At 47.0% G+C, this 24543-nt stretch carries 27 protein-coding genes; 24 read left to right on the top strand and 3 right to left on the bottom strand.

Going from position 1 to position 24543, the window contains the following annotated elements; genetic code table 11:
* The first annotated feature begins 5 nt into the window (after positions 1-5).
* From MTR82_RS14500 to MTR82_RS14410, 18 genes are all read left to right on the top strand, one after another.
* Positions 6-671: a flagellar biosynthetic protein FliO gene (locus tag MTR82_RS14500; RefSeq protein ID WP_052653861.1), complete on the top strand. Its 666-nt coding sequence runs from the start codon at positions 6-8 to the stop codon at positions 669-671.
* Entirely contained in the window at positions 668-1360 is a 693-nt protein-coding gene (gene fliP, locus MTR82_RS14495; protein ID WP_052653858.1) for a flagellar type III secretion system pore protein FliP, read from the top strand. The genes MTR82_RS14500 and fliP overlap by 4 nt, the downstream gene beginning before the upstream one ends.
* A 16-nt stretch (positions 1361-1376) precedes the next feature.
* Positions 1377-1646 carry a flagellar biosynthesis protein FliQ gene (fliQ, locus tag MTR82_RS14490; RefSeq protein ID WP_052653855.1) on the top strand — a complete coding sequence of 90 codons (270 nt, stop codon included), beginning with the start codon at positions 1377-1379 and terminating at the stop codon, positions 1644-1646.
* A 9-nt stretch (positions 1647-1655) separates the two neighbouring features.
* Positions 1656-2435, top strand: a complete 780-nt coding sequence (gene fliR, locus MTR82_RS14485) for a flagellar biosynthetic protein FliR (RefSeq protein WP_246809603.1) — start codon at positions 1656-1658, stop codon at positions 2433-2435.
* A complete protein-coding gene (gene flhB / locus MTR82_RS14480; protein ID WP_052653849.1) occupies positions 2436-3524 on the top strand; it encodes a flagellar biosynthesis protein FlhB in 1089 nt (362 codons plus the stop codon).
* Between the two features lie 123 nt (positions 3525-3647).
* On the top strand, positions 3648-5708 hold the full coding sequence (gene flhA / locus MTR82_RS14475; protein WP_246809602.1) for a flagellar biosynthesis protein FlhA: 2061 nt from the start codon (positions 3648-3650) through the stop codon (positions 5706-5708).
* Positions 5705-6871, top strand: a complete 1167-nt coding sequence (gene flhF, locus MTR82_RS14470) for a flagellar biosynthesis GTPase FlhF (protein ID WP_246809601.1) — start codon at positions 5705-5707, stop codon at positions 6869-6871. The genes flhA and flhF overlap by 4 nt, the downstream gene beginning before the upstream one ends.
* Positions 6864-7721 (top strand): MinD/ParA family protein, encoded by an 858-nt coding sequence (locus MTR82_RS14465; RefSeq protein WP_246809600.1) that lies wholly within the window; start codon positions 6864-6866, stop codon positions 7719-7721. Before flhF ends, MTR82_RS14465 begins: the two co-directional genes overlap by 8 nt.
* Before the next feature lie 193 nt (positions 7722-7914).
* Positions 7915-8706: a FliA/WhiG family RNA polymerase sigma factor gene (locus MTR82_RS14460; RefSeq protein ID WP_052653837.1), complete on the top strand. Its 792-nt coding sequence runs from the start codon at positions 7915-7917 to the stop codon at positions 8704-8706.
* 29 nt (positions 8707-8735) lie between these two features.
* Positions 8736-9206 (top strand): DUF6115 domain-containing protein, encoded by a 471-nt coding sequence (locus tag MTR82_RS14455; RefSeq protein ID WP_246809599.1) that lies wholly within the window; start codon positions 8736-8738, stop codon positions 9204-9206.
* Positions 9207-9220: 14 nt separating this feature from the next.
* Complete coding sequence (locus MTR82_RS14450; protein WP_246809598.1) at positions 9221-9658, top strand: YaaR family protein; 438 nt, start codon at positions 9221-9223, stop codon at positions 9656-9658.
* Positions 9659-9691: 33 nt separating this feature from the next.
* A complete protein-coding gene (locus MTR82_RS14445; RefSeq protein ID WP_246809597.1) occupies positions 9692-10048 on the top strand; it encodes a PilZ domain-containing protein in 357 nt (118 codons plus the stop codon).
* A 285-nt stretch (positions 10049-10333) separates the two neighbouring features.
* Positions 10334-11767, top strand: coding sequence for a purine-cytosine permease family protein (locus MTR82_RS14440; RefSeq protein WP_246809596.1), 1434 nt, complete (start codon positions 10334-10336; stop codon positions 11765-11767).
* A gap of 80 nt (positions 11768-11847) precedes the next feature.
* On the top strand, positions 11848-12342 hold the full coding sequence (locus MTR82_RS14435; protein WP_052653825.1) for an SRPBCC family protein: 495 nt from the start codon (positions 11848-11850) through the stop codon (positions 12340-12342).
* A gap of 111 nt (positions 12343-12453) precedes the next feature.
* Positions 12454-13227 (top strand): hypothetical protein, encoded by a 774-nt coding sequence (locus MTR82_RS14430; RefSeq protein WP_052654703.1) that lies wholly within the window; start codon positions 12454-12456, stop codon positions 13225-13227.
* A 1-nt stretch (position 13228) separates the two neighbouring features.
* On the top strand, positions 13229-14281 hold the full coding sequence (locus tag MTR82_RS17165; protein WP_341801989.1) for a GNAT family N-acetyltransferase: 1053 nt from the start codon (positions 13229-13231) through the stop codon (positions 14279-14281).
* A 25-nt stretch (positions 14282-14306) separates the two neighbouring features.
* Positions 14307-14762 carry a hypothetical protein gene (locus tag MTR82_RS14415; protein ID WP_246809595.1) on the top strand — a complete coding sequence of 152 codons (456 nt, stop codon included), beginning with the start codon at positions 14307-14309 and terminating at the stop codon, positions 14760-14762.
* A 98-nt stretch (positions 14763-14860) separates the two neighbouring features.
* Positions 14861-15979 carry a GGDEF domain-containing protein gene (locus MTR82_RS14410; RefSeq protein WP_246809594.1) on the top strand — a complete coding sequence of 373 codons (1119 nt, stop codon included), beginning with the start codon at positions 14861-14863 and terminating at the stop codon, positions 15977-15979.
* Positions 15980-16261: 282 nt separating this feature from the next.
* Here MTR82_RS14410 and MTR82_RS14405 read toward each other — a convergent pair whose 3' ends face one another.
* Positions 16262-16636 (bottom strand): DUF3899 domain-containing protein, encoded by a 375-nt coding sequence (locus MTR82_RS14405; protein WP_246809593.1) that lies wholly within the window; start codon positions 16634-16636, stop codon positions 16262-16264.
* A 138-nt stretch (positions 16637-16774) separates the two neighbouring features.
* Between MTR82_RS14405 and MTR82_RS14400 the strand changes: the two genes are divergently transcribed.
* From MTR82_RS14400 to MTR82_RS14375, 6 genes are all read left to right on the top strand, one after another.
* The gene (locus MTR82_RS14400) at positions 16775-18427 is read left to right on the top strand and encodes a peptide ABC transporter substrate-binding protein (protein ID WP_246809592.1); all 1653 of its coding nucleotides are present in this window, start codon (positions 16775-16777) and stop codon (positions 18425-18427) included.
* A gap of 105 nt (positions 18428-18532) precedes the next feature.
* On the top strand, positions 18533-19462 hold the full coding sequence (locus MTR82_RS14395; protein WP_246809591.1) for an ABC transporter permease: 930 nt from the start codon (positions 18533-18535) through the stop codon (positions 19460-19462).
* Between the two features lie 26 nt (positions 19463-19488).
* Positions 19489-20508: an oligopeptide ABC transporter permease gene (gene opp3C, locus MTR82_RS14390; RefSeq protein ID WP_052654701.1), complete on the top strand. Its 1020-nt coding sequence runs from the start codon at positions 19489-19491 to the stop codon at positions 20506-20508.
* Between the two features lie 15 nt (positions 20509-20523).
* Positions 20524-21558: an ABC transporter ATP-binding protein gene (locus MTR82_RS14385; RefSeq protein WP_246809590.1), complete on the top strand. Its 1035-nt coding sequence runs from the start codon at positions 20524-20526 to the stop codon at positions 21556-21558.
* Between the two features lie 59 nt (positions 21559-21617).
* Complete coding sequence (locus tag MTR82_RS14380) at positions 21618-22271, top strand: NUDIX hydrolase (RefSeq protein WP_246809589.1); 654 nt, start codon at positions 21618-21620, stop codon at positions 22269-22271.
* Positions 22272-22294: 23 nt separating this feature from the next.
* A complete protein-coding gene (locus MTR82_RS14375) occupies positions 22295-22528 on the top strand; it encodes a hypothetical protein (RefSeq protein WP_246809588.1) in 234 nt (77 codons plus the stop codon).
* A gap of 41 nt (positions 22529-22569) precedes the next feature.
* On the opposite strand, the gene MTR82_RS14370 is transcribed toward MTR82_RS14375, so the two are convergent.
* On the bottom strand, positions 22570-23757 hold the full coding sequence (locus MTR82_RS14370; RefSeq protein WP_246809587.1) for an NRAMP family divalent metal transporter: 1188 nt from the start codon (positions 23755-23757) through the stop codon (positions 22570-22572).
* 15 nt (positions 23758-23772) lie between these two features.
* A complete protein-coding gene (locus tag MTR82_RS14365; protein ID WP_246809586.1) occupies positions 23773-24543 on the bottom strand; it encodes a LamB/YcsF family protein in 771 nt (256 codons plus the stop codon).

The raw sequence follows: 24543 nt of genomic DNA, 5'->3' as shown, positions 1-24543 counted from the left end.
CGAGTTTGAACCAGAAAAAAATCTTTTATGTCTTAATGGCCGTCTTTTTCTTATCTCTTTTTGCCTGGTTTACGCCGTCGGCAGCTTATGCAGCGGCAGATACAAACGTCACGGACTGGTTGGAAGAAGATGGCGATGCAGAACAGCCGGCTGAAACTGTGGCGGCAGAACCGGTGGAAAAGCCAAGCTTTGCATCGATTATTGCCAAACTCTTTTTCTTTACGGCGTTGATCGTCGTGCTGATTTACGGATTGATTAAATTCCTGGCAGTCCGCCAGCAGAAACTGCAGCCGAACCAGGCTGTGAAATTGATGGGCGGGACACCGCTCGGAAATAACAAATCGCTGCAGCTTGTCAAAGTCGGCGGCAAAATCTACATGATCGGTGTCGGCGACGAAGTCACACTGATCAAAGAATTCACGGATGAAATGGAAGTCGGCTCGATCGAAAAAGATTTGGAGAAACAGCCGGCCCTCTTCTCGAATCCGAAATTTAAACTGTCCGGGAAACTCTTTGGCAAAACGGCGGAACCGGCCGAAATTGAAATGCAGTCCGACCGCGGCTTTGAAAACTTATTCAAACAAAGTTTGAACAAGCAAAAAGAGAAACAGCAGCAGTTCGCCCAAAGCTTTTCGGAGAGCGATGATGATAAAGAAGGTAATTCACGATGATGCTAGATATTCTTTCGTTCATAAATATTCCCGGCATTGACCTCGGCGGCAGTGATGCGCCGGAAGATGTCGGGACGACGCTCCAGCTTTTTGCGCTTTTGACAATTTTGTCGCTGGCGCCGGCAATCCTCATTTTGATGACCAGTTTTGCGCGCATCATCATCGTGTTGTCGTTTGTCCGAACAGGGCTCGGCACCCAGTCCATGCCGCCGAACCAAGTATTGGTCGGGCTCGCCTTGTTCCTAACTTTTTTCGTCATGGCTCCAGTCTTCACGGAAATAAACGAAACGGCGCTTCAGCCGTATTTATCCGGTGAAGTGAGCCAGGAAGAAGCATTAGATGGTGCATTGCTTCCGATTAAGACCTTCATGGCAGAGCATACGCGCGAGAAAGATCTTGCTTTGTTTTTTAAATATGCCAATCTTGAAAAACCCGACAGCATTTCAGAAATCCCGCTGACCTCTTTGGTTCCGGCGTTTGCCATCAGCGAATTGAAGACGGCGTTCCAAATCGGATTCGTTATTTTTATCCCATTTTTGATCATCGATATGGTCGTAGCCAGTACACTGATGGCGATGGGGATGATGATGCTTCCGCCGGTAATGATTTCATTGCCGTTTAAAATCTTATTATTTGTCTTAGTTGACGGCTGGTATTTGATCATCGAATCCTTGCTGGTCAGCTTCTAGCGAAGGGAAGAACACGATGACACCAGATGTAGTAATTAAACTTGCGGAACAATCGATTTATATGATCCTGATCATTTCTGCCCCGTTGCTTTTGATTGCGCTTGGCGTTGGCTTGCTGGTCAGCATTTTCCAGGCGATGACGCAAATCCAGGAACAGACGCTGGCATTTATTCCGAAAATTTTGGCCGTGTTCTTGTCGATCATCATCTTCGGGCCGTGGATGCTGACGCTGCTTTTGGATTTCACCAGAGATCTGTTCCAGCAGCTTCCGCAAATGATCGGGTAGGGGATGGGTATGGAAGAAATTCTTCAAGCATTGCCGTATTTCCTGTTAATTTTAGTCCGCATCAGCAGTTTCTTTATCGTAGCGCCGCTGTTTTCGCAGCGCGGCGTGCCGACGCAATTCAAATTAGGGATTGCCGCTTTTCTTTCTTTGCTGGCATTGTCTGCATTGCCGATTGAAGAGACGCTTGCGCTGGACGGCTATTATATCTTGATGGTCATCAAGGAATTCGGCATCGGCATCGCACTCGGATTTACCGCAGCACTGGTGCTGTATACCGTACAGATTGCCGGAGCTTTCATCGATTTTCAGATGGGTTTTGCGATGGCGAGCGTCATGGATCCGCAGACAGGGTCGCAAGTGCCGATTATCGGACGTTTTAAATACATTCTTGCCTTGCTGTTCCTGCTGACGGTCAACGGCCATCACTTGATGCTCGACGGCGTCATGCAAAGCCTGCAGACGGTTCCGGTTGAATCTTTGTCTTTCGATATCAAGTTCGAAGACGTTGCAAAGTTTATATCGGATCTTTTCGTCAAAATGTTTATGGTTGCCTTGCAAATTTCTTTGCCGATTGTCGGAGCCTTGTTTTTAGTGGATGTGGCACTCGGGATTTTAGCGAAAACCGTTCCGCAATTAAACATCTTTGCCGTCGGTTTTCCGGTGAAAATTTTAGTGGGCTTTGTGTTATTAATGTTTTCAATGCCCTTTTTCTTTTATTTGCTGCAGATGTTGTTTGGAGAGCTCGTGGAAAGCATGGCGGAGTTGACCCGCTTAATAGGGGGAGCATAGATGGCACGGAGATTGACCTTGGACCTGCAGTTTTTCTCAGGCGAAAAAACAGAAAAAGCAACGCCTCAGAAACGGCAGGAATCCAAGCGGAAAGGGCAGGTGGCCAAAAGCCAGGAATTGCCCGCAGCACTGATTATGATCGGCGGCATTCTGCTGCTGAGTTTTCTCGGGGGCTGGATGCTGGACCGGATCTTGGCGATCTATCGCGTCAACTTCACCCAATATATCGGCTGGGAATGGACGCCCAAAAATGTCCGCACCTTGTTTGAACAAATGACGTTTGATGCCATGCTTTTGATGGCGCCGATTATGGGAGTCGCGATCGTTTTCGGCATCCTGGGCAACTTTGTCCAAGTAGGCGCGATGTTTACGACCGAACCGCTAAAAGCCCAATTGAACCGGTTAAACCCGATCCAAGGCGCAAAAAAAATCTTTGCAGTCCGTGCGCTTGTCGAGCTGGCAAAATCGCTCGCCAAGATCGCGATTATCGGCTACGCCGCATTCAGCGTGCTGTGGGGGGAAAAAGATGAGCTGTTCCTGTTGTCGCAGAAAAGCCTCAGCTATTCGCTGAGTTTCGTCGGCAAATTAACGATTAAAATGGCGCTTGTAGCCGCCATTATTTTATTGATATTAGCTGTATTTGACTATATGTACCAAAAATACGAATTCGAAAAAGGCATCAAGATGTCGAAACAGGACATCAAAGACGAATACAAAAAATCCGATGGGGACCCTTTGATCAAACAAAAGATCAAAGAAAAGCAGCGTTCAATGAGCATGAACCGCATGATTCAGGATCTTCCATCTGCCGATGTGCTGATCGTCAACCCGACGCATTACGCCATCGCGATCAAGTACGACGCGGAAACAATGGCCGCGCCGACTGTCATTGCCATGGGGAAAGACCACTTGGCACTGAAACTCAAAGAAAAAGCGAAAGAATTTGGCGTTGTGATTATGGAAAACAAACCGCTCGCCCGCGCATTATATGCCCAAGTGGATGTAGGGGACCCGGTCCCGGAAGACTTGTTCCTCGCGGTCGCAGAAGTTTTAGCATATATATACCGGTTAAAAGGAAAGATTAGCTAAGTAGAACCAGCTTTTATATGCCGCTTCGGCGCAAGCCCATAGGAAAGCGTAGTTGTTTTGCGGTGTATCCGTGACAATAGCGAAAACAATCAATCCAATTATAAAGAGTGAGGAGGAGAACGCGTGAAAATTAAAGATTATGCCATCTTGGTTGCAGTCATCATGATTGTCGTCATGATGGTGATTCCTCTTCCGACTCTCCTGTTAGATGTATTGATCATGGTCAATATCAGTATTGCGTTGACCATCATTTTAGTAGCAATGAACACAAAGGAAGCGCTGGAATTCTCGATTTTCCCGACCTTGCTCCTGTTGACTACTTTATTCCGCCTTGGATTGAACGTATCCACAACCCGTTCGATTTTAACCAATCAAACAGGCGGAGAAATGATTGAGACATTCGGTTCATTCGTTGTTGGCGGCAGTGCCATTATCGGAATTCTGGTGTTCTTGATTCTTGTCATCATTCAGTTTTTGGTTATTACCAAAGGTTCGGAACGTGTTGCTGAAGTGGCAGCCCGTTTCACACTCGATTCGATGCCAGGGAAGCAGATGAGCATTGATGCCGATCTTGGCGCCGGAATGATTTCCGACCAGGAAGCGAAAAAGCGCCGGGAGAAAGTCAGCCAGGAAGCGGATTTCTACGGCGCCATGGACGGTGCCAGCAAATTCGTTAAAGGAGACGCCATTGCCGGCATTATCATTACGGTAATTAATATCGTGGGCGGCTTGGCGATCGGCGTAATGGTCCATGGCCTGCCGATTGGCGAAGCAGCTAATTTGTTTGCACTTCTATCCATTGGAGACGGGCTAGTCAGCCAAATTCCGGCGCTGCTGATTTCGACAGCTGCCGGTATTGTGGTCACTCGTGCCGTTTCTGATGGCAACTTGGGAACGGATATTACAAAGCAATTATTCGCGTATCCAAAATTGCTTTATATTGTAGCCGGAACTTTGACTTTGCTTGCTGTCTTCACGCCGATCAGCCCGATGCTGATCTTGCCGGTCGCAGCAGTCGTTGCTTTTGGTGCATTCCGCATGCAGAGCAATCTGAAAAAAGAAGAGAAAGTCGAGAAAGAAGCGAACATCGGCAGCCCGGAAGCGGAAGAACTGAAAAAACCGGAAAGTGTCATCGATTTATTGCATGTCGATGCCATCGAATTCGAATTCGGCTACGGCTTGATTCCGATTGCCGATAAAAATCAGGGTGGGGACTTGCTGGACCGGGTCATTATGATCCGCCGCCAATGTGCGATGGAACTTGGAATTGTCGTGCCGGTCATCCGCATTCGCGATAATATCCAGCTTCAGCCGAACGAATACGTCATTAAAATCAAAGGCAACCGCGTCGCTTCCGGGCAAATCATGCTTGACCATTATTTGGCGATGAGCCCAGGAGTAGACGATGACAGCATCATCGGCATCGAAACGGTGGAACCGGCATTCGGTATGCCGGCGCTATGGGTCAATGAAGAAATGAAAGAGGAAGCGGAAATGTCCGGTTATGCAATCGTCGATCCGCCTTCTGTCGTGTCGACCCATTTGACAGAAGTGATCAAGCGCCATGCCCACGAATTGGTCGGACGCCAGGAAGTGAAGGCGTTGATCGAAAACGTCCGTGAAAATTCACCGGCCGTGGTCGAAGAATTGATTCCGAATTTGATGGCGCTTGGCGAAGTGCAAAAAGTGCTCATGAAGCTCTTGAAAGAGAAAGTTTCGATCCGCAATATGTTAATGATTCTAGAAACTTTGGCGGACTATGCAGCCTATTCAAAAGATCCGGATGTCTTGACGGAATATGTGCGCCAAGCCTTATCGCGCCAGATTACACTGCAATACGCAACGCCAGGGCAGCCGCTGCAAGTGATTACAGCCGGCGCGAGCTTGGAGAAGAAATTTGCAGAGTCGGTGCACCGTTCAGATCAAGGGAATTATTTATCCATTGATCCGGAAACATCGCAGGTGATTTTCCAAAACATTTCTGAACAAGCGGGCCAGCTGCAGCAAACCGGCGTCCAGCCGATTCTGCTCACGTCGCCTGCAACCCGCATGTACATGCGTCAATTTATCGAGCGTTTTGCGCCGGACCTTCCCGTTCTCTCCTATAACGAACTGGAACCGGACATTGAAATTCAAAGTGTTGGAGCAGTGAATATTTCGAGTGGGGCGGTTAGTGGACTATGAGATTGAAAACATACATCGTCAATAGTGTGACGGAAGCGATTCCGATGATAAAGAAGGACCTTGGCACTGATGCCTTGATCTTGAATACGAAAAAAGTGAAAACCGGCGGCTTCCTCGGCTTTTTCAAAACCGAAAAGCTGGAAGTGATTGCGGCCGTGGAAACGAAAGCGCCGGAAAAGACGAAGGCAAAAGTTGAAGCGAAACCGAAGCAAAAACAGCCGGCAAAAACAGCAAAATCTCAGCAGGCAACGGTCATCCCTTTCCAACAGCGAGAAGCTGTCGAGAAGAATGATGTGATGGCCGAAGAGCTGATGAGCGAAATCAAAGGCATCAAACAATTCATGCTGCAGGTCATGGAAGAAGATCGGCTGCCTGTGGCCTTAAAAGGGTTGAATAAGCAATTGATGGAGCAAGGCATTTCCAAAGAGATTCAGTCTGAGCTCTATGCAAAGCTGATCACGGAACTCGAACAGGATCCGAAAATGTCCGAAAGGGAGATCCGCAGCTTCGCCCGGAAGGAAATCATTGAGTTGATCGCTTCTCATCAGCCGGCACCGGTTGATAAAAATCCGGAAATCATTTGTTTTATTGGACCGACAGGGGTTGGGAAGACGACGACGATTGCAAAAATCGCAGCCGATTTCATGCTGCGTGAAGATAAGAAAGTCGGCCTGATTACGTCGGATACTTACCGGATTGCCGCAGTGGAACAGCTGAAAACCTATGCCGGCATTTTAAATATCCCGATTGAAGTGGTGGAATCCGCTTCTGAGTTGACGCATGCGATGGAAGTGCTGAGCGACTGTGACATTGTGCTAATGGATACGGCGGGCAGAAACTATCAGCAGAAACAGTACATCGAAGAGCTGGAAGCTTTGCTGAGCGATAAAAACAAAGTCCAAATCAATCTGGTCCTGAGCCTGACTTCCAAATACGAAGATATGAAAAAGATCGTTGATAACTTCCAGACGATTGTCATGGATGAGCTGTTATTGACCAAAATGGATGAAACGAGTTCCTCCGGCGCCATTTTGAACTTGATCCATCATTATTCCATCCCGATACGCTACATTGCCAACGGACAGAGTGTTCCAGATGATATCTTCACAGTTACGCCCGAATTAATCGCAGACTTCGTATTAGGGGAAGATGAAAATGATTGATCAAGCTAAATTATTGAGAGAAAAAGTGACCCAGAAAAAAGCGAAGAAAGACAAGCGTCCAACACGTGTCATTGCCGTTACAAGCGGCAAAGGCGGAGTCGGGAAATCCAATTTCGCTTTGAATTTCGCACTCAGTCTCGTCCAGCAAAACAAAAAAGTGCTGATTTTCGATGTCGACCTTGGCTTCGCCAATATCGATGTCCTGCTCGGCCGTTCACCGCAAGAATCCATTGCGACGATGATTGAAAAAGATCTGTCCATCTGGGACATCATCGAAGAAGGGCCGAATGGCCTCCAATTCATCTCAGGCGGCACCGGCTTCGATGAAATGTTCCGGTTGGATGAAGCTAAAATGACGAAATTTTTTGATGAACTGAGCCAAATCCAAGGCCATGTGGATTACATCATTCTGGATACCGGTGCCGGGCTTTCATACGAGAACCTGCGCTTTATCTTAGCGGCCGATGACGTCATTTTGGTGACAACGCCAGAACCGACTTCAATCACCGACGCTTATTCGGTAGTGAAAATGGTCCATGCAAAAGACGAAAATGTCCATATTAAATTAGTCATCAACCAATGCACCAGCGATAAAGAAGGCACGCAAACAGCTGAAAATTTCAAAAAAGTCACAGAGCAATTCCTGAACAAACAAATTGGCACCCTTGGCTACATCCCAAGCGATGCGCAAGTGCCGAGTGCCGTCAAAAAGCAGGTCCCTTTTACGCTGGCTTATCCAAACGGCCAAGCATCAAAGGCGATGCAAACATTATCATTCAATTACCTAGAACTTCCCGTTCCTTATAAACTCGGACTCAAAGGCTTTTTACTGAAAATGCTTTTTAAATAAAATCTTTTTTAGATAAGTTGAATTAAAGATGTAGCATTAATACACCGCTTCGGCGCTGGAGAACTTTCTATAGATATGGAGCAAAACAGCGAAGACGCCTTGGGGACAAAGCTCAGCGCGAGCCTCCGGCAAGCGAGCGGTTTTGCGGAATATCGACTACAAAAACTAACAAAAACAAAACATGATCACATAGATGGTGGTGACACTCGTATTGACTACAAGATTATCAAAAAGCGAACGCAGTTACTGGGAAGGTTGGCAGCAGCATAAAGATCCGGAAGCCGGCAACTACTTAGTCGAACGCTATTTGCCGCTGGTCGATTACATTATTCAGCGCTTTGCGTTCAGTTTGCCGAAAACTGTAGATAAAGACGATATACGCAGCCTTGCATACGAAGGACTGCTGGATGCATTTGATAAGTTCAATATTGAGCGCGATTTGAAGTTTGAAACGTATGCCACTTGGCGGATCAAAGGCGCCGTGATCGATGGGCTTCGGACGCGCGACTGGCTCCCCCGGTCGATCCGCGACAAAGTCAAAAAAATCGAGAAAGCGTATATCGAACTCGAGCAGCAAAAGAATGCGTCCGTCACAGATGAAGACGTCAGCGCCTACCTCGGCATTACGAAAGCCGAGCTCAATAAAACCGTAGCGGAAGCTGCCTTGTCCTCGATGGTTTCAATCGACGAGCCGGATTACAATGAAAACGATCCGTCCGGCAAGTACAGTACACTTGAAGACAACCGTGCTGCTTCCCCTGAAAAACATTTAACGGAGCAAGCCATCAAAGAATCGTTGGCCCAGGCCATTGACCGGCTTCCGGAAAAAGAAAAATTGGTCGTTTCGCTTTGTTATTTTGAAGAGCTGAAACTGACAGAAATTGCGGAAGTGTTGAGCGTCAGCGTTTCACGCGTGTCACAATTGCATTCAAAAGCGATTTTGCGTTTGCGTGCAGCAACGCTTGCTGTGCACGATCATTATTAGAAATAGCTTAGAAGGTAAAGGTGATCCCGATGGAATGTTTATTGATTGAATTGATCGTCCTTGTGTTATTGCTAAACATCCGTGCCATAGTGGTATTGATCCAAAACAAGCAAAGACGCGAGGAATTGAGTGAAGATGCGGCCCTTATTCACCAAGGGATGGAAGAATTTGTAGAAAAAATAGAAAAAGAGAACGAAGAACTGTATCAAAAACTTGCGGATTATATTAAAGTAAAAGAAGACAAATTCGAAAAAAGAATCCGTTTGCTTGAAAAGCAGTTGGCTGCTGGAAGAACGGATGCACCAGAGCCGCCGGAAGTGTCTGAAAAACAGGAGACAGGTCCCTTATTTGCCGGAGCTGGATCGCATCAAGAACAAGTGTCGAAATTGCATAAGCAAGGCTTTGCGCCCAAACAGATTGCGAAAGTGTTGAAGATGGAGCATGGCGAAGTGGAATTGATCGTCAACATGCTAAAGAAAAAGAAAAGCTACCAAAAATGAAATGAGGGGTTCTTTTGCGGATTGAAGGTCAGGCAAAATTTCCAGGTGAATTGATGCGCAAAGGGGCTGTCGAAGGCAAGTCTGCGGATTCCTTTGCTGCAGTTATGCGGAATTCCCAGTCAAAATTAAAGTTGGATTCACTCAATCAGTTAATGGACCGCATCGATGTTCAAGGACAGCGTTTAGCAAAACAGCGCACTATTGAACATTTGATCGACTATAAGAATTCAGTCAAGCAATTTGTCAGCGAATCGTTGAGCTATGGTCTCGAATTGTCTGAGAAACAGAGTTTCCATCCGAATGGCGGCATGAAATCGCATCAGCTGGTGGAAGTGATCGATGAAAAACTGCTCGCGATCAATGATGAAGTGCTGGACAATGAAAAAGATGGCATCGAAGTGCTTCGCCTCGTCGGAGAAATGAAAGGCCTGTTGGTGAATCTCTATATGTAAGCAAAGATTTCTACAAGTAATGGGGGAGCAAAAATGAGCAAGAATCGACGTGAATTTTTTCGTGTGGATTTTGGTGGGTTGATTGATGGGGAAATCAGACGGGAAGGCTGGGAAGAGGCTTTACCGATTGAAATTGAGAATGTCAGTGCCGGCGGCCTTGTATTTTACTCACCGGAGGAATTTCCGATGGATGAAAAAGTGGAATGCAGCTTCAGTATTTTAGGGCGCCCTTTCCTGTTGGATGGATCAATTGTCCGCAAAACCAAGAAAATGGTCATGAATGAACACGGAGTCGCATTTACAGTCGACCAAGGCACGTCATCTGAATTATTCAAGCAATTGAACTATTATCAGATCCGTCAGCGAAAAGGTGGCTTGGATGAGGAATAAAGCAGATTTTAATATGCTAATATATTAAAAAGAAATGTGAAATTGGGATTTTTTATAGAGAAAAGGCGGATTTTAGCCAGTTAGAATAAAGGGATTTTCCATTCTATCACTAAAATGCGCAAAAATATGTTATAATCAAAAAACAAGTGGTTTTAACCGTTGATGCATCAAATGCTGACGGGAAAATCCGCCTGTTTTTTTTGTTTGAAGGGCGGCGTTTTTGCCCGGAAACTTTGCTGTTCCTAGACAAAAGAATATTCTAAGTATGGAAAGGAAGTCGATCAGATGAGATCTGAGATTACCGCAGATCAAGAATGGACGAAAAAAGAAATCGACCAAAAGAAAACAGCCCCGAGAAAAGAGGCGACAAACGATTATTCCTTTGACCGCGTGCCGCGCGAAGAAAGGAAAATGAGTTGGCTCAGCATTACGAATATCACATTCGGCATCGCCACCGCTATTTTTTATTTTCAGATGGGTTCGGTTATGGCCCTGCAGTTTGGAGCCGTCAATGCGCTCATTTCAGCAGGATATGCAATTGTAGTAGCCGGTATTTTAGGTTCGATCATTGTGTATCTATCCGCAAAATCAGGTATGAACGTTAACTTGCTTTCCCGCGGAGGATTCGGTTATATCGGAGCTTCTCTCACCTCATTAATCTATGCTTCGAACTTTATCATGTACTGCGCTTTTGAAGGAATGATCCTCGTTTCAGCAGTCCATGCTTATTTCCCCGCCATCCCCTTATGGCTATTAATCATATTCTTTGGCTCCATTGTCATTCCGCTCAACTGGTTTGGCATTAAACAATTGGATAAGCTCCAAAAATGGTCGCTGCCGCTTTTTGGCGCGTTTCTCATCGCAGCAATTTATATGGCTTTCAATGCCACTTCCGTGTATGAAGGCAATTTCTGGGCGTATATGCCAGAAGGCGTCCAAGTTGGAGGGACGGCTCTCTTGCTCTGCATCGGCATGCAGCATGGAATTATGGGCCTCACGGCATTAATCGCCTCGGATTACGCACGGTTCCTCAAACCGAAAGACATCAAAATCGGTTCCATCGCCATCGGTTTTATTCCGCAGATCTTCTGTTTTGGCGTAATGGGAGGCCTGGGGATCTGGTTCGGCGTCACATTAGGCGAATCGAATCCCGGCGTTTACATCGTCTTGCTTTTAGGCCTTGGCGGTGTCATCTTTACGATGCTGACGCAAGTGCGCATCAACATCACGAATATCTACAGCAGCTCGCTGTCTCTATCGAGTTTCTTTGAGAACATGTTCCGCTTTACGCCAGGAAGACGTTTCTGGATCGTCGTTTCAGGCGTCATCGCCATTATTTTGATGCTCGGCGGAATTGTCGACCATCTTGGGACGGCCATGACTTTCCAAGGCGTGGCGTTGATGACATGGGCTGCCGTTTTAGTGGCAGATGCTTTAATTGTGAAACGCCTCTTGAAAATCGGGCCGCGCTACTATGAAGCGCGCCAGGAAAAATTATATAAATGGAATCCGGTCGGCGTTATTTCACTTCTCGTGCCGAGCATTCTCGGCACGATTGCCGCGCTCGGCTATATGGGCCTCTTCCTGCAAAGCACGGCTGCGTTTTTCTCGGCGATTCTTGCTGCCATTATGACCGTGGCCTTGGCTGTTTTGACAAAAGGCCGCTACTACGGCGACCGAGAATCGGAGGATATTCCAAAAGAAGATTATGTTGCCTGAACTAGCAGCTTGAGCTAATATGGCATTAAAAGCTGGTGCTGCTTGGCACTCCATTACTGAACGCTGAAAGGATGGATCTGATGGCAACGTCAACCGTAACCTTAACCATGGCGCGAAGATTCCAAACCACGGAAGAGAAAGTGTTTGCTGCTTGGACAAAGCCGGAGCTTATGAAAAAATGGCTGTTTTCTTCAGAAGCGACCAATCAAAAAGCCGTTAACCAACCCGTGCAAGGCGGCAGTTGGGAAATCATCGACCGGCGCGGCGGCACCGATTACCGGGCAATCGGCCATTACATCGAAGTAAGCCCGCCGCATAAGCTGGTGTTCACATTTGAAATGCCGCAATTCAATAGCTTGGAAGATCGCATCACCGTTTGGATTTCTTCAGTAGAAAACAGCGTGGAAATGGCTTTTATCCAAGAGATTGTTGTGCCGCATGAAGAAGGCTGGACGGATGAAGACGTCAAACGAGCCGGTATGGAATTCACCGGCCAATCCGAAGAAGGTTGGGACCAGATGTTCCAGAACCTGCAGCAATTGGTAGAGCAGCCGGCCGGCAACGAAATGGAATAACCAATGGAAGCCCAGCGAATGCTGGGCTTTTTGTTTGCCTTTATTAAAGGAATCAATGAGTTTTGGACCGAAATACATACGTATCGACAGTTCTCGAAAGAGGTGGAGAAAATGAAGGCACCTGAAGAAATCGTGAAAGTCTGGAGGAAGTTTGATGGATTTCCAATGGAAACATTGACGAAAGCCTGGTATTACGAGAAAGCGGGGGCCAAAAAGCAGCGTTCTATTGAATTAATGAAAGCCCATCGCGAAAAATACGGGATTACCGGGAATTGCTTTGATTTGGCGCTTTGGTTATTAGAAGAATTTAAAGAAGCCGGCATAAGGGCATATCCGATTGGCAGCCATTTGGGTACAATGGAAGCACATGCGGCCCTTGCTGCTGAGGATAAGGAAGGCAATCGGTATTTATGCGATTTGGGCGACCAATGGCTGGAACCGATACTGATCGAGGCGAGCAGCAGCAAGTTTCAAAGCGGCAAGCTAGCGGGCTTTTTTCCAGGTGCTGAAGTGGAAGTATTGCCCGGGAAATGCGAAGTGGAGATTCTTTATCACCGTCCGAACGGCAAAATTTCCCGCCAAAAGTATGGACTGGAACCGGTAAGCGAAGAAGCTTTTTGGGAGGCAGCGGAGTTTTCACAGAACCATATCTATCCGAAAGTGCTTTTTGAAATGCGCCTGCCGTACAAAGGTGAAACGGCCCACTGGGAATTTGAAGACTGGCAAAGTTGTCTAAGCACCTCCCAAGGACTCATTGAAGATCCGCCGCTCGCCACTTTAGATGAATGGGTGGAGCGGCTGCATCAAAAAAGCGGATTTGACCGGAACTTTTTAAAAGAGTCGCTCGAAATCTATAAAGAAATGAATAGCGGAAAGAGTGGATAAAATGCAGACGCATTTATATTTAGTGAGGCATGCGCATTCGGTTTATTCAACAGATGAACGGAATCGGCCCTTGTCGGAACAAGGATTTTCGGATGCACAGAAAGTGGCGGAAGCATTAAAGGGAGAAGAAATCGACCATGTGCTGTCCAGTCCTTACAAGCGCGCGATCCAGACGGTCGAAGTTTTAGCAGCGGAAATTGGACAGGAAGTCAAAGTCTGCGAAGACTTCAAAGAGCGCCTATTAAGTGAGAGTGCCTTAACGGACTTTGACAGCGCGATTGCCCGTGTTTGGGAAGATGAGCAATTCGCTTTTCCAGGCGGTGAATCCAACTCTGTTGCCCAAAAACGCGGAGCAGCGCAAGTAATGGAGGTATTGAAGGGCTACGCCGGAAAGCGCGTCGCAATTGGCATGCATGGCAATCTGATGGTGCTAATTATGAATTATTTCGATGCGGGCTATCATGTGGATTTCTGGCGAAAACTTCAAATGCCGGATATCTACTGTTTGAGTTTTGAAGGGACAGAGCTTGTCGCTGTAAAACAGATTCCCTTATTGCTTAGTTCTGCTGATAGAACGAATCTTCAAGTACGTCGATATTGCTCAGAACACACAGCGAAACTGGTCGACCTGTTCTACGAAACGGTTCACTCCGTCAACGCCGCTCACTACACAGCTGAGCAGCTACATGCATGGGCGCCAATGGATGAAAAAGAAGAACGGATCAAAAAATGGCGAGTTTCACTTGCCCAAAATTTTTCTTTTGTCGCAGAACAAAAGGGAAAGGTTGTAGGGTTTAGCGACTTGCAACAAGACGGCTATTTGAACCGGCTTTATGTCCATAAAGACCATCAGCGGCAAGGGGTTGCAGCCGCTTTGTTAAATGTGGCCGAAAAAGAAGCCGGGAAACTAGGACTTTCTGAAATCACTCTAGATGCCAGTTTGACGGCCAAGCCTTTCTTTGAAAAGCGCGGCTATGAAACGATTCGGCAGCAAACGGTCGTGCGAAAAGGAATCGCTTTAACCAATTTTAAAATGAGGAAGACGATGGATTAAGAGCGATCCAGGAAGGGAGCCGTACATGAAAGAAAATCTTCATTTTGAATTAAGTGTTTTTATGGATGTTGAATTTAGCATGCGGGTGCCGGAAAATGCGGATTACGGGTACTGGCTAAAGCTGGCAGAACGTTTCTTGAAATTAGGCCAGCAGATTGAGATCCATTGCTGGAACGAAGAGCAGGAGGCGATGAGGGGGTTGGAAGATCTTTTGCAAAAGCAGCAGGAAAGCCAGTACGCCGTTTTTTCAGGAGAAGTGACTCCTGAACTAATGCATTTGCTAATGAAAGACTATTTGAATAGCGACGGCGGATTTAAGTGGTTTTCGATTTTTCTGTCTTCAGATGAAACGACGATCTCCACCTTCGAGCATTGGGCAACTGAATTCTTTGTCCCGGATATTTCCAAAGAAACCGAACTTTATATCAGAAAAATAATGCCTGCAGAAACTAACTTTCATTTATATGAAGACGAATTTTGATGCTGCCAATAAACGCCTATTAAAATGGACTTTAGACCAAATTTTGTTAAACTTAGGTCATAGTTTAATTGTAGGGAAGTGGATTGGGAGTGGGCGCAATGAATGATTTACTGTTTTTCTTCCTGGAAAATATGGCATTGATCATCGCTTTGATGTATCTCGCTTTAAAACTGAAAGAAACGCTATTGGTCGAATGGAAGAGTTCTACTCAATTCCTTTGGCTTTCTTCGGCTTTTTTTAGTTTTTTATCTTTTTCCGTGATGCATAATCCTTTTATCCACGAAGGCATGCGCCTCGACCTTCGGGAAGTGCCCATTTTTTTTATCTCCTATATCGGTGGCTGGCCATTCGGTATCCTATCCGCCATTGTTCCGGGAATTTTCCGAGCATCGTTGGGCGGGCCGACCGTCGTAGAAGGCATCCTTCAATCGCTTATCTTGCCCATCATTATTGGTGCTTTATTCCGTGAAAAAGTGCCATTTAACCATCTGTTCATTATCATTAATATCAAACGGATGCTTACGGGATTTGTGGTGTTTGAATTTATCAAATCGATCTGGATGATTGCGACGACGCCTGCCACGCTGTTTATCGTTGCAGCCATGTTCTTTTTTGCCGGAATTGCCGTTTTGGCTATGTCCCTTATTTTAAATGGAGAAAACCGAAATTTGATTTTGCGGCGGGAGCTGGAGTTTTATTCAAACCAAGATCCGATGACGCATTTGCCGAATATCCGATTCTTTAAAAATAAAGTCGGTGCTTTCGTTGACGATAAGCAGCCGCTTTCGATTGCCATGGTGGATGTGGATTATTTCAAGGTTTACAACGACACCCACGGGCATCAAAAAGGGGATCAGGTGCTGCGGACGATCGGCCAATTGCTCATCGACAGCACTTCAGACAGCGATGTGGTCGCGCGCTACGGCGGAGAAGAATTCATCATCTGCTTTACGGGCGAAGCGGATCCGGAAAAGATTTTTGCCATGGCGGATAAAGTCCGGCAGAATATTGAAAGCCACCGTTTTGAAGGGGAAGAGCTTCAGCCGGGAGGCATCGTTTCCGTGTCGGTCGGCCTAAGTTTTTCCGATGGCACGAGATCGCTCGATCAGCTGACGAAAGAAGCGGACAAAGCACTTTACCAATCCAAAAACAAAGGACGCAACTGCGTCACTCTTTATGAACAGAAAAACGAAAACCTTCAGCCGTTAAATGGCTGAAGGTTTTTCCGATTGTCGAGAAGCTAGTTGGATTCGAGCATCTGCTTCTGGAATCCGCACTGCGGCGCTATGGACTTGCTTCCCGCAATAAGCCGAGAAAACCACTCGTCTTATTGCTTCAGCCCGTCCGGAACCGCGCCGGTGCTGGAACAATTTCCAAAGACATAGAGCAAAACAGCGAAGATGAGGTTCTTGTAAAAGCATCATTTTAAACCACTTGCTCCTGCGCAAACTCGGAATATAGTGATCTTAAACGAAATTTTTCCGCTCCTATCTTTCAGATCAGGAAAGAAAATAGTATAGCGCTGACGACAGGATCAGGCTGCTTAAGCTTAATGCGATGCCGACCAGCAGCAGGTCTTTCCGGATCGGGAATATTTTTTGGTAAGCCACTGCGTCGCTTGTCCGCCTTTCGCTTTCGCGTATGTATTTTTCTTTTTGATTAACCCGTGAGAAAAAGTTTTTGAAGCTTTTGATGAACGCATTGAAAAATTCGGCTTCGATCAAAATCATGACGGATGCAGCCATGATCAAAAGCAAACCGATAAGAAATACTGCGTCCAGCCACTTGGCTAAATTCCATGGCCCACCCAGCAAAAAAGAAAAGGCAACAGAAATAAAAAGAGATCCCAGCAGAATGATGAGTTTATTAGTCATGAGGCACGGTCCTTTCAGTGGATAATTAAAGATTACCATGCTTCCATTATTTTTGAAAATTAAAATATCTTATTGCGTAATAGTAGAATAACAATTATGATTAAAAAGAATTATTAGAAAAATTAGGGGGTAGGGGAAATGGAGAGAAAGATTAGAGCACAAGCATTATTGTTATTGATGGCCTTTGTGTTGATTCTGTCCGGCTGTAATTTTAGTTCTTCTGAGAGCGGCAATTCAGAAGGCGCCAAGGCAGACGGGGGAGAAGGCGAAGCGAGCCAGGTTTTGAATATCTCGGCAACAGCGGACATTCCTACTCTGGATTCCACAAAAGCGCATGATGGTGTTGCCTTTACGGTATTGAACAACGTCAATGAAGGGCTTTACCGCCAAGATGAAAACCATCAGCCAATTGAAGCTTTAGTTACTGACCATACGGAAAATGAAGATCAAACCGTCCACACGTTCACGTTGCGCGACTCTAAATGGAGCAACGGCGAGCCTGTGACAGCACAAGATTTTGAATATGCTTGGAAACGCGTCATGAAAGATGCAAGCCCGTACAACTTCATGTTTGTTACAGCAAGCATCAAAAATGCCGAAGCGATCATGAACGGCGAAGCAGACGCTGACGAATTAGGCGTCAAAGCTATTGATGAAAAAACATTGGAAGTAACGCTGGAAAGCGCCAACCCATTATTGGAATCGTTGTTGACATTCCCGACATTCTTGCCGCAAAACCAGAAGTTTGTTGAAGAACAAGGCGATCAATACGCACTAGAAGCTGAAAACATCCTGTTCAACGGGCCGTTCACGCTAACGGACTGGACGCATGAGCAAGGCTGGAACTATGCGAAAAACGAAGACTACTGGGATGCCGAATCCGTTAAATTGGATAAAATCAACGCATTCGTCGTAAAAGATCCAACAACTGGCGTGAACTTATACGAAACAAACAAAGTAGACCGCATCGATTTGAGTTCAGAATCGGTTGACCAATACAAAGAAGATCCAAACTTTGACACGATCCTTGAGCCAAGTATGATTTTCCTTCGCTTTAACCATACGCACCCGGTTCTAGGCAATAAAAACATCCGCCAGGCGATCAATATGGCAATCGACAAAGAAAGTTTGACAGACGTGATTTTGAAAGATGGCTCCACTGCACTAAACGGCGTTGTGCCGAAAGGCTTCTTCCAGTCACCAGAAGGCGAAGACTACCGTGACTTGAACGGCGACTTCAACACAGGATCGGTCGAAGATGCTCAAAAACTTTGGGAAACTGGATTGAAAGAAGCTGGCGTTTCCGACTTGACGGTTTCCATCAACATTTCAGATTCTGACGACCATAAGAAAGTGGCAGAATATCTTCAAGCGCAATTGGAAGATAATCTTCCAGGCTTTAAATTAGAAATCAAAGCAGTTCCTTTCGCTCAACGCCTTGAAATCGAAAAAGCGATCGAATACGATTTGTCCTTGTCTTCATGGGGGCCTGACTACAGTGACCCGATGACTTACCTGGATATGTGGGTAGAAGGTGGATCTGCTAACCGCATGAAATACCACAACCCGAAATTGGATGAGTTGGTTGCACAGGCACGTGTAGAAACGGATCTATCGAAACGTTTTGAAATGCTATTAGATATCGAGAAGATCCTATTGGAAGAAGACGCAGCCATCGTGCCGCTTTACCAAGACGGAACATCGATCTTGATGAGAGACAAAATCAAAGGTTTAATTGTACACCCTACTGGTGCTTCACATACGTATAAGTGGGCATCAATCGAAGAATAATCTACAGTTAGGCAAGCTTTAGATACGAGGGTGCGGCCGGAAATCCGGCCCCCTCGTATTTTTTCATCCAGAAGATTACTCAACTCATAGAATAGAGGTGTTTCCATGAAGGGATATTTACTTAAGCGGATTGGATATATGCTGATTACGCTGTTTATCATTGTCACGGCCACGTTTTTCCTCATGCAGCTTTTGCCAGGGACACCGTTTACCAATCCCGAGAAATTAAGTGCCCAGCAATTGGCCGTACTGAATGCGAAATATGGATTGGATCAGCCGGTAGCGATGCAGTACCTTCACTACCTGGGGAACTTGGTGCAAGGCGACTTGGGCTATTCTTTCCAGCATGAAGGCAGAACTGTCACCAGCATGATCAGTACCCGCATCGGGCCGTCCGCTTTCATCGGCTTGCAGGCCTTGGTCATTGGCGCCATTCTGGGACTTGTACTCGGCATCATTTCCGCTTTGAAGCATAATTCGATATTTGATTATGGTTCAGTGGCGCTCGCAGTTATCGGCATGTCGATCCCTTCTTTCGTCTTTGCAGCTTTGCTGCAGTATTATATCGGCGTAAAGCTTGAGTGGCTGCCAGTGGCGCTATGGGAAGGCTATTCCAGCACCTTGCTGCCTTCCATCGCCTTATCGGTAACCGTTACGGCAACCGTTGCCCGGTTTATCCGCAGTGAAATGCTCGAAGTGCTCGGCCAGGATTACGTCATCACGGCCCGTGCAAAAGGTATGCGGGAAAATCAAGTCATTGTGAAGCACGTCATCCGTAATGCCTTGATCCCGGTTGTGACGATGCTTGGGCCGCTCGCTGTTTCGATTATGACGGGGACGCTCGTCATCGAGAAAATTTTCTCGGTTCCAGGGCTAGGAGAGCAATTCACCTTGTCGATCCTGGTATTGGATTACAGCGTCATCATGGGAATCACGATTTTCTATAGTGCGTTGTTTATCTTCGTCGTGTTTGTCGTCGATATCATTTACGGATTCTTAGATCCCCGCATCAACTTTAAGGGGGAAGCAGCATGAAAGAATTCGATGCAAAATTACCAACTATGTCTACGCAAAACGATTACAGCATAGACAATATTCCGGATGATTTATTTGTCCGCGCACCGATGGACCAAAAGAAGAGCGAAGAAATCTCGACGCCTTCCGTTTCCTTTTGGAAAGAAGCGTTTCAGCGATTAGCGAAAAATAGAGGCGCCATGATCTCATTGGTGTTATTGATTCTTTTGATTATCATGGCGCTGATCGGACCGAGCATGAATGAATTTACGTACCGCGAACAGAATTTGGCGCATTCGAATATGCCGCCTAAAGTCGCTGGCCTGGAATGGCTCGGCTTTGACGGGTTGAATGCACAAGGAACGGACGTTTACGCGGAACGCGAAGTCGCCACCAATTACTGGTTCGGCACCGATGAATTCGGCCGCGACTTATGGACGCGTGTCTGGAAAGGGACGCAAATTTCCCTCTTCATTGCACTCGTCGCGGCATTTCTCGATTTGGCGATCGGCGTTATCTACGGCGGCATCTCGTCATTCTATGGCGGCCGGGTCGATAATGTCATGCAGCGGATCATTGAAATCCTGATGGGAATTCCGAACTTGATTGTCATCATTCTCTTTATCCTGGTTCTTCAGCCCGGTATTACCTCCATCATTTTGGCGATGATTGTCACCGGCTGGGTCGGTATGGCCCGGGTTGTCCGGGGACAGATCCTTCAGCTGAAAGGACAGGAGTTTATCTTGGCTTCCCGCACATTGGGAGCTTCGAACAAGCGGTTGATCTGGAAACATTTGATGCCAAATATCATGGGGCCTGTCATCGTCACTGTCATGTTCACGATTCCGACAGCGATTTTCTTCGAAGCATTCCTGAGCTTTATCGGCTTAGGGCTGCAAGCGCCGCAAGCGTCGCTTGGTGTATTGATTGAAGATGGCTATAAGTCGATGCGGTATTTCCCATACAAATTGATTTATCCGGCACTCGTCATCAGTGCCATCATGATTTGCTTTAACTTACTGGCAGACGGACTGCGCGATGCGCTAGATCCGAAGATGAAAAAATAGGGGAGGGTCTGAACAATGAAAAATACTGTCTTAAAAGTGGAAGATCTGCATGTTTCATTCAAGACCCAAACCGGAAACGTCACGGCAGTGCGAGGCGTCAATTTCGAGTTGAAAAAAGGCGAGACTTTGGCGATTGTCGGAGAATCCGGTTCTGGAAAGTCCGTAACGGCCAAGTCGATCATGCAGCTGTTGCCAAAAAGTACAACTGAAATTTCAAAAGGCGACATTGTCTATGACGGCAAGAGTTTGCTGGGGCTTTCAAGCAAGCAAATTACCGATATCCGCGGATCCGAAATTTCGATGGTGTTCCAAGATCCCATGACTTCGCTGAACCCGACAATGAAAGTCGGAAAACAGATCATGGAAGGCCTTCAGCGCCATCAAAAAATGACGAAGCAGCAAGCGCGGGAACGGGCATTGGAAATGCTGAAACTGGTGGGCATTCCGAAAGCGGAAATGCGGCTGGACAATTATCCACATCAATTTTCAGGCGGAATGCGCCAGCGGGTCGTGATTGCTTTGGCGCTCGCGTGCAATCCGAAAGTACTGATTGCGGATGAGCCGACGACGGCGCTGGATGTAACAATTCAGGCGCAGATTCTGGATTTGATGAAAGATCTTCAGCAAAAAACCGAAACCGCGATTATTTTGATTACGCACGACTTAGGCGTCGTAGCGAATATGGCGGACCGGGTAGCGGTCATGTACGGCGGGAAAATTGTCGAACAAGGGACGCTGGATGAGATTTTCTACAATCCGCAGCATCCGTATACACTGGGCTTGATGCAATCCATGCCGAAAATGAACGAAGACCGTTCAAAGCCGTTAATGCCGATCGGCGGATCTCCACCGAACTTGGCAACGCTTGGAGAAGGCTGTGCCTTTGCTGCACGCTGCCCTCATACAATGAAAGTGTGCCACAGCTTTACGCCGCGTGATACAGTAGTAGGAGAAGACAACCACACAGCCGCTTGCTGGCTGCAGGACCCGCGTGTGCAGAAGCCAAAAGCGGAACCGCAGGAAACAGCGGAAGTGGTTGGCGTCACTTGAAAATACAAAAGCTTGCCTGTGTTCTCGGGCAAGCTTTTTTGATTGGGAGAGACAGCAAAATGGAAACCGAAAAGCTGCGTGTGTTCGATGAATTTGGCCAGCAGATAGGCGAAGCGAGCCGAAAAGAAGTGCACCAAAGGGGCTATTGGCATGAAACATTTCACTGCTGGGTAGTTAGCCGAATCAATGGGAAAGATTATATTCATCTCCAGCTTCGAAGTCCGTTGAAAAAGGATTTCGCTAATCTTTTTGATATCACAGCAGCGGGCCATTTAACCGCAGAAGAAACGGTGGAAGACGGGATTCGTGAAGTCGAAGAAGAACTGGGGCTAGCGGTTGAATTTGACGATTTGATTCCATTGGGCACCATCAAGGACCAAATTCACTCCGAAGGCTTCCTGGACAACGAGCGATGCCATAACTTTCTGTATTTCGCAACCGAAAACCTTGACGCAATGTTGGAGTTGCAAAAGGAAGAAGTGGCAGGCATGGCTGCTGTAGAATTCAAGGCGTTTGCGGAACTTTGTTTTGGAGAAAGAACCGAAATTGAAGCCAAAGGATTTAAAGTAGCAGACGATGGCAGCAAGAAACCGATTGCCCTTACCATTCATGTACAAGATATCGTTCCGCATAGCTCAAGCTATTTAGAAGAAGTGGCAAAGGGGATAACGCATGTGCTCGAACAACGCCAAAATTCATTTCCTGGGAAATAACCTTTCAATGAAAGAGGTGTGCCATGAATATGGATAAGCGGAACCGCTTAGAGGAAAATCCATTCACTTATCGCATCAGCAAGAGCCAGGCCGTTTTTATTTCATACAGAGGCAAGGAAATAAAAACTGTTAAAGGGAAAGAAGCGGAAAAGCTGATTGCGAGGATCCAGCAAGCCGAAACCGACAAAGACGTGCAGTTGATTTTGGCAAAGGCGACAGGGAATTTCAAACACGGCAATGAGAAGCTGGGGAAATAAAAACGGCGTCCAGAGGGATTTCCACCGGACGCCTTTTGCGTTTATTCGAATAGTTGAGGAATGCCGTTCGATAAGGTGTAGATGCCCATCCAAGCCATGGCAATCACGATAATGATGCCGAAAATGGTCATCCAAAGCGGATGCTTGTAATCGCCGACAATTTTCGCTTTATGGGCTGCTATCAGCATCACGCCGAGCGCAATCGGCAAAATCAAGCCATTCAATGAGCCGACAAGCACCAGGATCAATACCGGCTGGCCGATAAAGACAAAAACGGAAGTTGAAATGACGATGAAAGAAATGACTAAGAGCCGGTTGTATTTATCGAGAAAAGAGCTAAACGTCCGGATAAAAGATACGGAGGTGTAAGCGGCTCCGACAACCGAAGTGATGGCTGCCGCCCACATGACGACTCCGAAGATCTTGTAGCCGATATTTCCTGCTGCCAACCGGAACACGGAAGCCGGCGGATTGTCCGGATCCAAGGAAAGGCCTTGGGAGACGACGCCAAGTACGGCCAAGAATAAAATGATGCGCATGATTGATGCAATCCCGATCGCATAGATGGAACTGCGGGTCACTTCCGGAACGGCTGCTTTCCCGGTTAAACCGGCATCAATCAAGCGATGGCCTCCGGCAAAAGTAATATAGCCCCCGACTGTGCCCCCAACCAGTGTCACGATTGCAAAAATATCGATTGTATCTGGCACAAAAGTTTTGGCTGCGGCTTCGCCGATCGGAGGCTGTGCAGTGAACATGACGTAAAGCGTCAAGCCGATCATCACAAATCCGAGGATTTGGGCAAAGCGGTCCATCGCTTGGCCTGCCTCCTTTACGACAAAGATGCCGACCGCAAGCAAGCCGCTTAAGATGGCCCCGGTTTTCGCATCAATGCCAAAAAGCACATTCATCCCAAGGCCAGCGCCGCCGACGTTTCCGATGTTAAACGCCAGGCCGCCCATGACCACCAGTAAGGCCAGGAAATAACCGACGCCTGGAAAGACTTCGTTGGCAATATCTTGAGCCCGTTTTCCAGACACGGCAATGATCCGCCAAATGTTGGTCTGTGCACCAATGTCGATGATGATGGAAATCAAAATGACGAAACCGAATGAGGCCAACAGCTGCTCAGTAAAGACCGTGGTTTGGGTTAAAAATCCGGGACCGATGGCAGAAGTGGCCATCAGAAATGCGGCACCTAATAGAATACTGCGGTTTGACGTCTTCATCCAATCCCTCCTTGGTTAAATGAATTCCTCGGCTTTTTGAATCGTGATTCCAGCACCGCTTAGCGACTTCGATAAGTTTTCCGCAAATGCCAACGCTGCCACGCCGTCGCCATGAATGCAAATGGTCTCGGCTTTTAATTCGACGTCTTGCTGCTGCAGCGTTTTTACTTTGTTTTCCTTCACCATGCGAATCACCTGCTCAAGCGACGAATCCGTATCGGTAATGAGTGCGTTTGGTTCTGTGCGCGGCGTCAAAGTGCCGTCAAGTTGATACGTGCGGTCAGAAAACACTTCGCTCGCTGTCCGCAAGCCGATCTTTTCACCGGCCTTCACCAATTCGCTGCCCGACAAGCCGAATAAAATCAACTCAGGGTCGATCTTATAAACCGCTTCTGCAATCGCTTCGGAAAGCGCTGCATTTTTAGCCGCCATATTGTACAAGGCGCCGTGCGCTTTCACATGCTGCAGGCGGCCGCCTTCCGCTTGGACAAATCCCGACAAAGCGCCGATTTGGTAGACCGTTAAGTCGTATGCTTCCTGCGGCGAAATCGCCATGTTCCGGCGCCCGAAGCCGACGAGATCCTGCAAGCCGGGGTGGGCGCCAATGCCGACATTCTTATCCAGTGCCATCTTTACCGTTTTTCGCATCGTTGCCGGGTCGCCGGCGTGAAAGCCGCAGGCGATATTAGCAGAAGTCACAAAATTTAAGATTTCTGCATCATTTCCCATAGAGTAGGCACCGAAACTTTCACCCATGTCGCAGTTTAAGTCCACTTTGTAGCTCAT

Source organism: Planococcus ruber (genome assembly GCF_022819085.1).
GTDB lineage: Bacteria > Bacillota > Bacilli > Bacillales_A > Planococcaceae > Planococcus > Planococcus ruber.
This window is presented reverse-complemented; position numbering and strand designations above follow the sequence as displayed.

What these genes read in the sequence shown, in the direction of transcription:
- MTR82_RS14400 (WP_246809592.1), top strand. Translation starts at nt 16,775, where the DNA reads ATGGAGAGAAAGATTAGAGCACAAGCATTATTGTTATTGATGGCCTTT.
- MTR82_RS14380 (WP_246809589.1), top strand. Translation starts at nt 21,618, where the DNA reads ATGGAAACCGAAAAGCTGCGTGTGTTCGATGAATTTGGCCAGCAGATA.
- MTR82_RS14410 (WP_246809594.1), top strand. Translation starts at nt 14,861, where the DNA reads ATGAATGATTTACTGTTTTTCTTCCTGGAAAATATGGCATTGATCATC.
- flhF (WP_246809601.1), top strand. Translation starts at nt 5,705, where the DNA reads ATGAGATTGAAAACATACATCGTCAATAGTGTGACGGAAGCGATTCCG.
- MTR82_RS14405 (WP_246809593.1), bottom strand. Translation starts at nt 16,636, where the DNA reads ATGACTAATAAACTCATCATTCTGCTGGGATCTCTTTTTATTTCTGTT.
- MTR82_RS17165 (WP_341801989.1), top strand. Translation starts at nt 13,229, where the DNA reads ATGCAGACGCATTTATATTTAGTGAGGCATGCGCATTCGGTTTATTCA.
- fliR (WP_246809603.1), top strand. Translation starts at nt 1,656, where the DNA reads ATGGAAGAAATTCTTCAAGCATTGCCGTATTTCCTGTTAATTTTAGTC.
- MTR82_RS14365 (WP_246809586.1), bottom strand. Translation starts at nt 24,543, where the DNA reads ATGAGCTACAAAGTGGACTTAAACTGCGACATGGGTGAAAGTTTCGGT.
- MTR82_RS14440 (WP_246809596.1), top strand. Translation starts at nt 10,334, where the DNA reads ATGAGATCTGAGATTACCGCAGATCAAGAATGGACGAAAAAAGAAATC.
- MTR82_RS14460 (WP_052653837.1), top strand. Translation starts at nt 7,915, where the DNA reads ATGGTGGTGACACTCGTATTGACTACAAGATTATCAAAAAGCGAACGC.
- MTR82_RS14370 (WP_246809587.1), bottom strand. Translation starts at nt 23,757, where the DNA reads ATGAAGACGTCAAACCGCAGTATTCTATTAGGTGCCGCATTTCTGATG.
- MTR82_RS14430 (WP_052654703.1), top strand. Translation starts at nt 12,454, where the DNA reads ATGAAGGCACCTGAAGAAATCGTGAAAGTCTGGAGGAAGTTTGATGGA.
- MTR82_RS14375 (WP_246809588.1), top strand. Translation starts at nt 22,295, where the DNA reads ATGAATATGGATAAGCGGAACCGCTTAGAGGAAAATCCATTCACTTAT.
- fliQ (WP_052653855.1), top strand. Translation starts at nt 1,377, where the DNA reads ATGACACCAGATGTAGTAATTAAACTTGCGGAACAATCGATTTATATG.
- MTR82_RS14445 (WP_246809597.1), top strand. Translation starts at nt 9,692, where the DNA reads ATGAGCAAGAATCGACGTGAATTTTTTCGTGTGGATTTTGGTGGGTTG.
- opp3C (WP_052654701.1), top strand. Translation starts at nt 19,489, where the DNA reads ATGTCTACGCAAAACGATTACAGCATAGACAATATTCCGGATGATTTA.
- MTR82_RS14395 (WP_246809591.1), top strand. Translation starts at nt 18,533, where the DNA reads ATGAAGGGATATTTACTTAAGCGGATTGGATATATGCTGATTACGCTG.
- MTR82_RS14435 (WP_052653825.1), top strand. Translation starts at nt 11,848, where the DNA reads ATGGCAACGTCAACCGTAACCTTAACCATGGCGCGAAGATTCCAAACC.
- flhB (WP_052653849.1), top strand. Translation starts at nt 2,436, where the DNA reads ATGGCACGGAGATTGACCTTGGACCTGCAGTTTTTCTCAGGCGAAAAA.
- MTR82_RS14455 (WP_246809599.1), top strand. Translation starts at nt 8,736, where the DNA reads ATGGAATGTTTATTGATTGAATTGATCGTCCTTGTGTTATTGCTAAAC.
- fliP (WP_052653858.1), top strand. Translation starts at nt 668, where the DNA reads ATGATGCTAGATATTCTTTCGTTCATAAATATTCCCGGCATTGACCTC.
- MTR82_RS14415 (WP_246809595.1), top strand. Translation starts at nt 14,307, where the DNA reads ATGAAAGAAAATCTTCATTTTGAATTAAGTGTTTTTATGGATGTTGAA.
- MTR82_RS14385 (WP_246809590.1), top strand. Translation starts at nt 20,524, where the DNA reads ATGAAAAATACTGTCTTAAAAGTGGAAGATCTGCATGTTTCATTCAAG.
- MTR82_RS14465 (WP_246809600.1), top strand. Translation starts at nt 6,864, where the DNA reads ATGATTGATCAAGCTAAATTATTGAGAGAAAAAGTGACCCAGAAAAAA.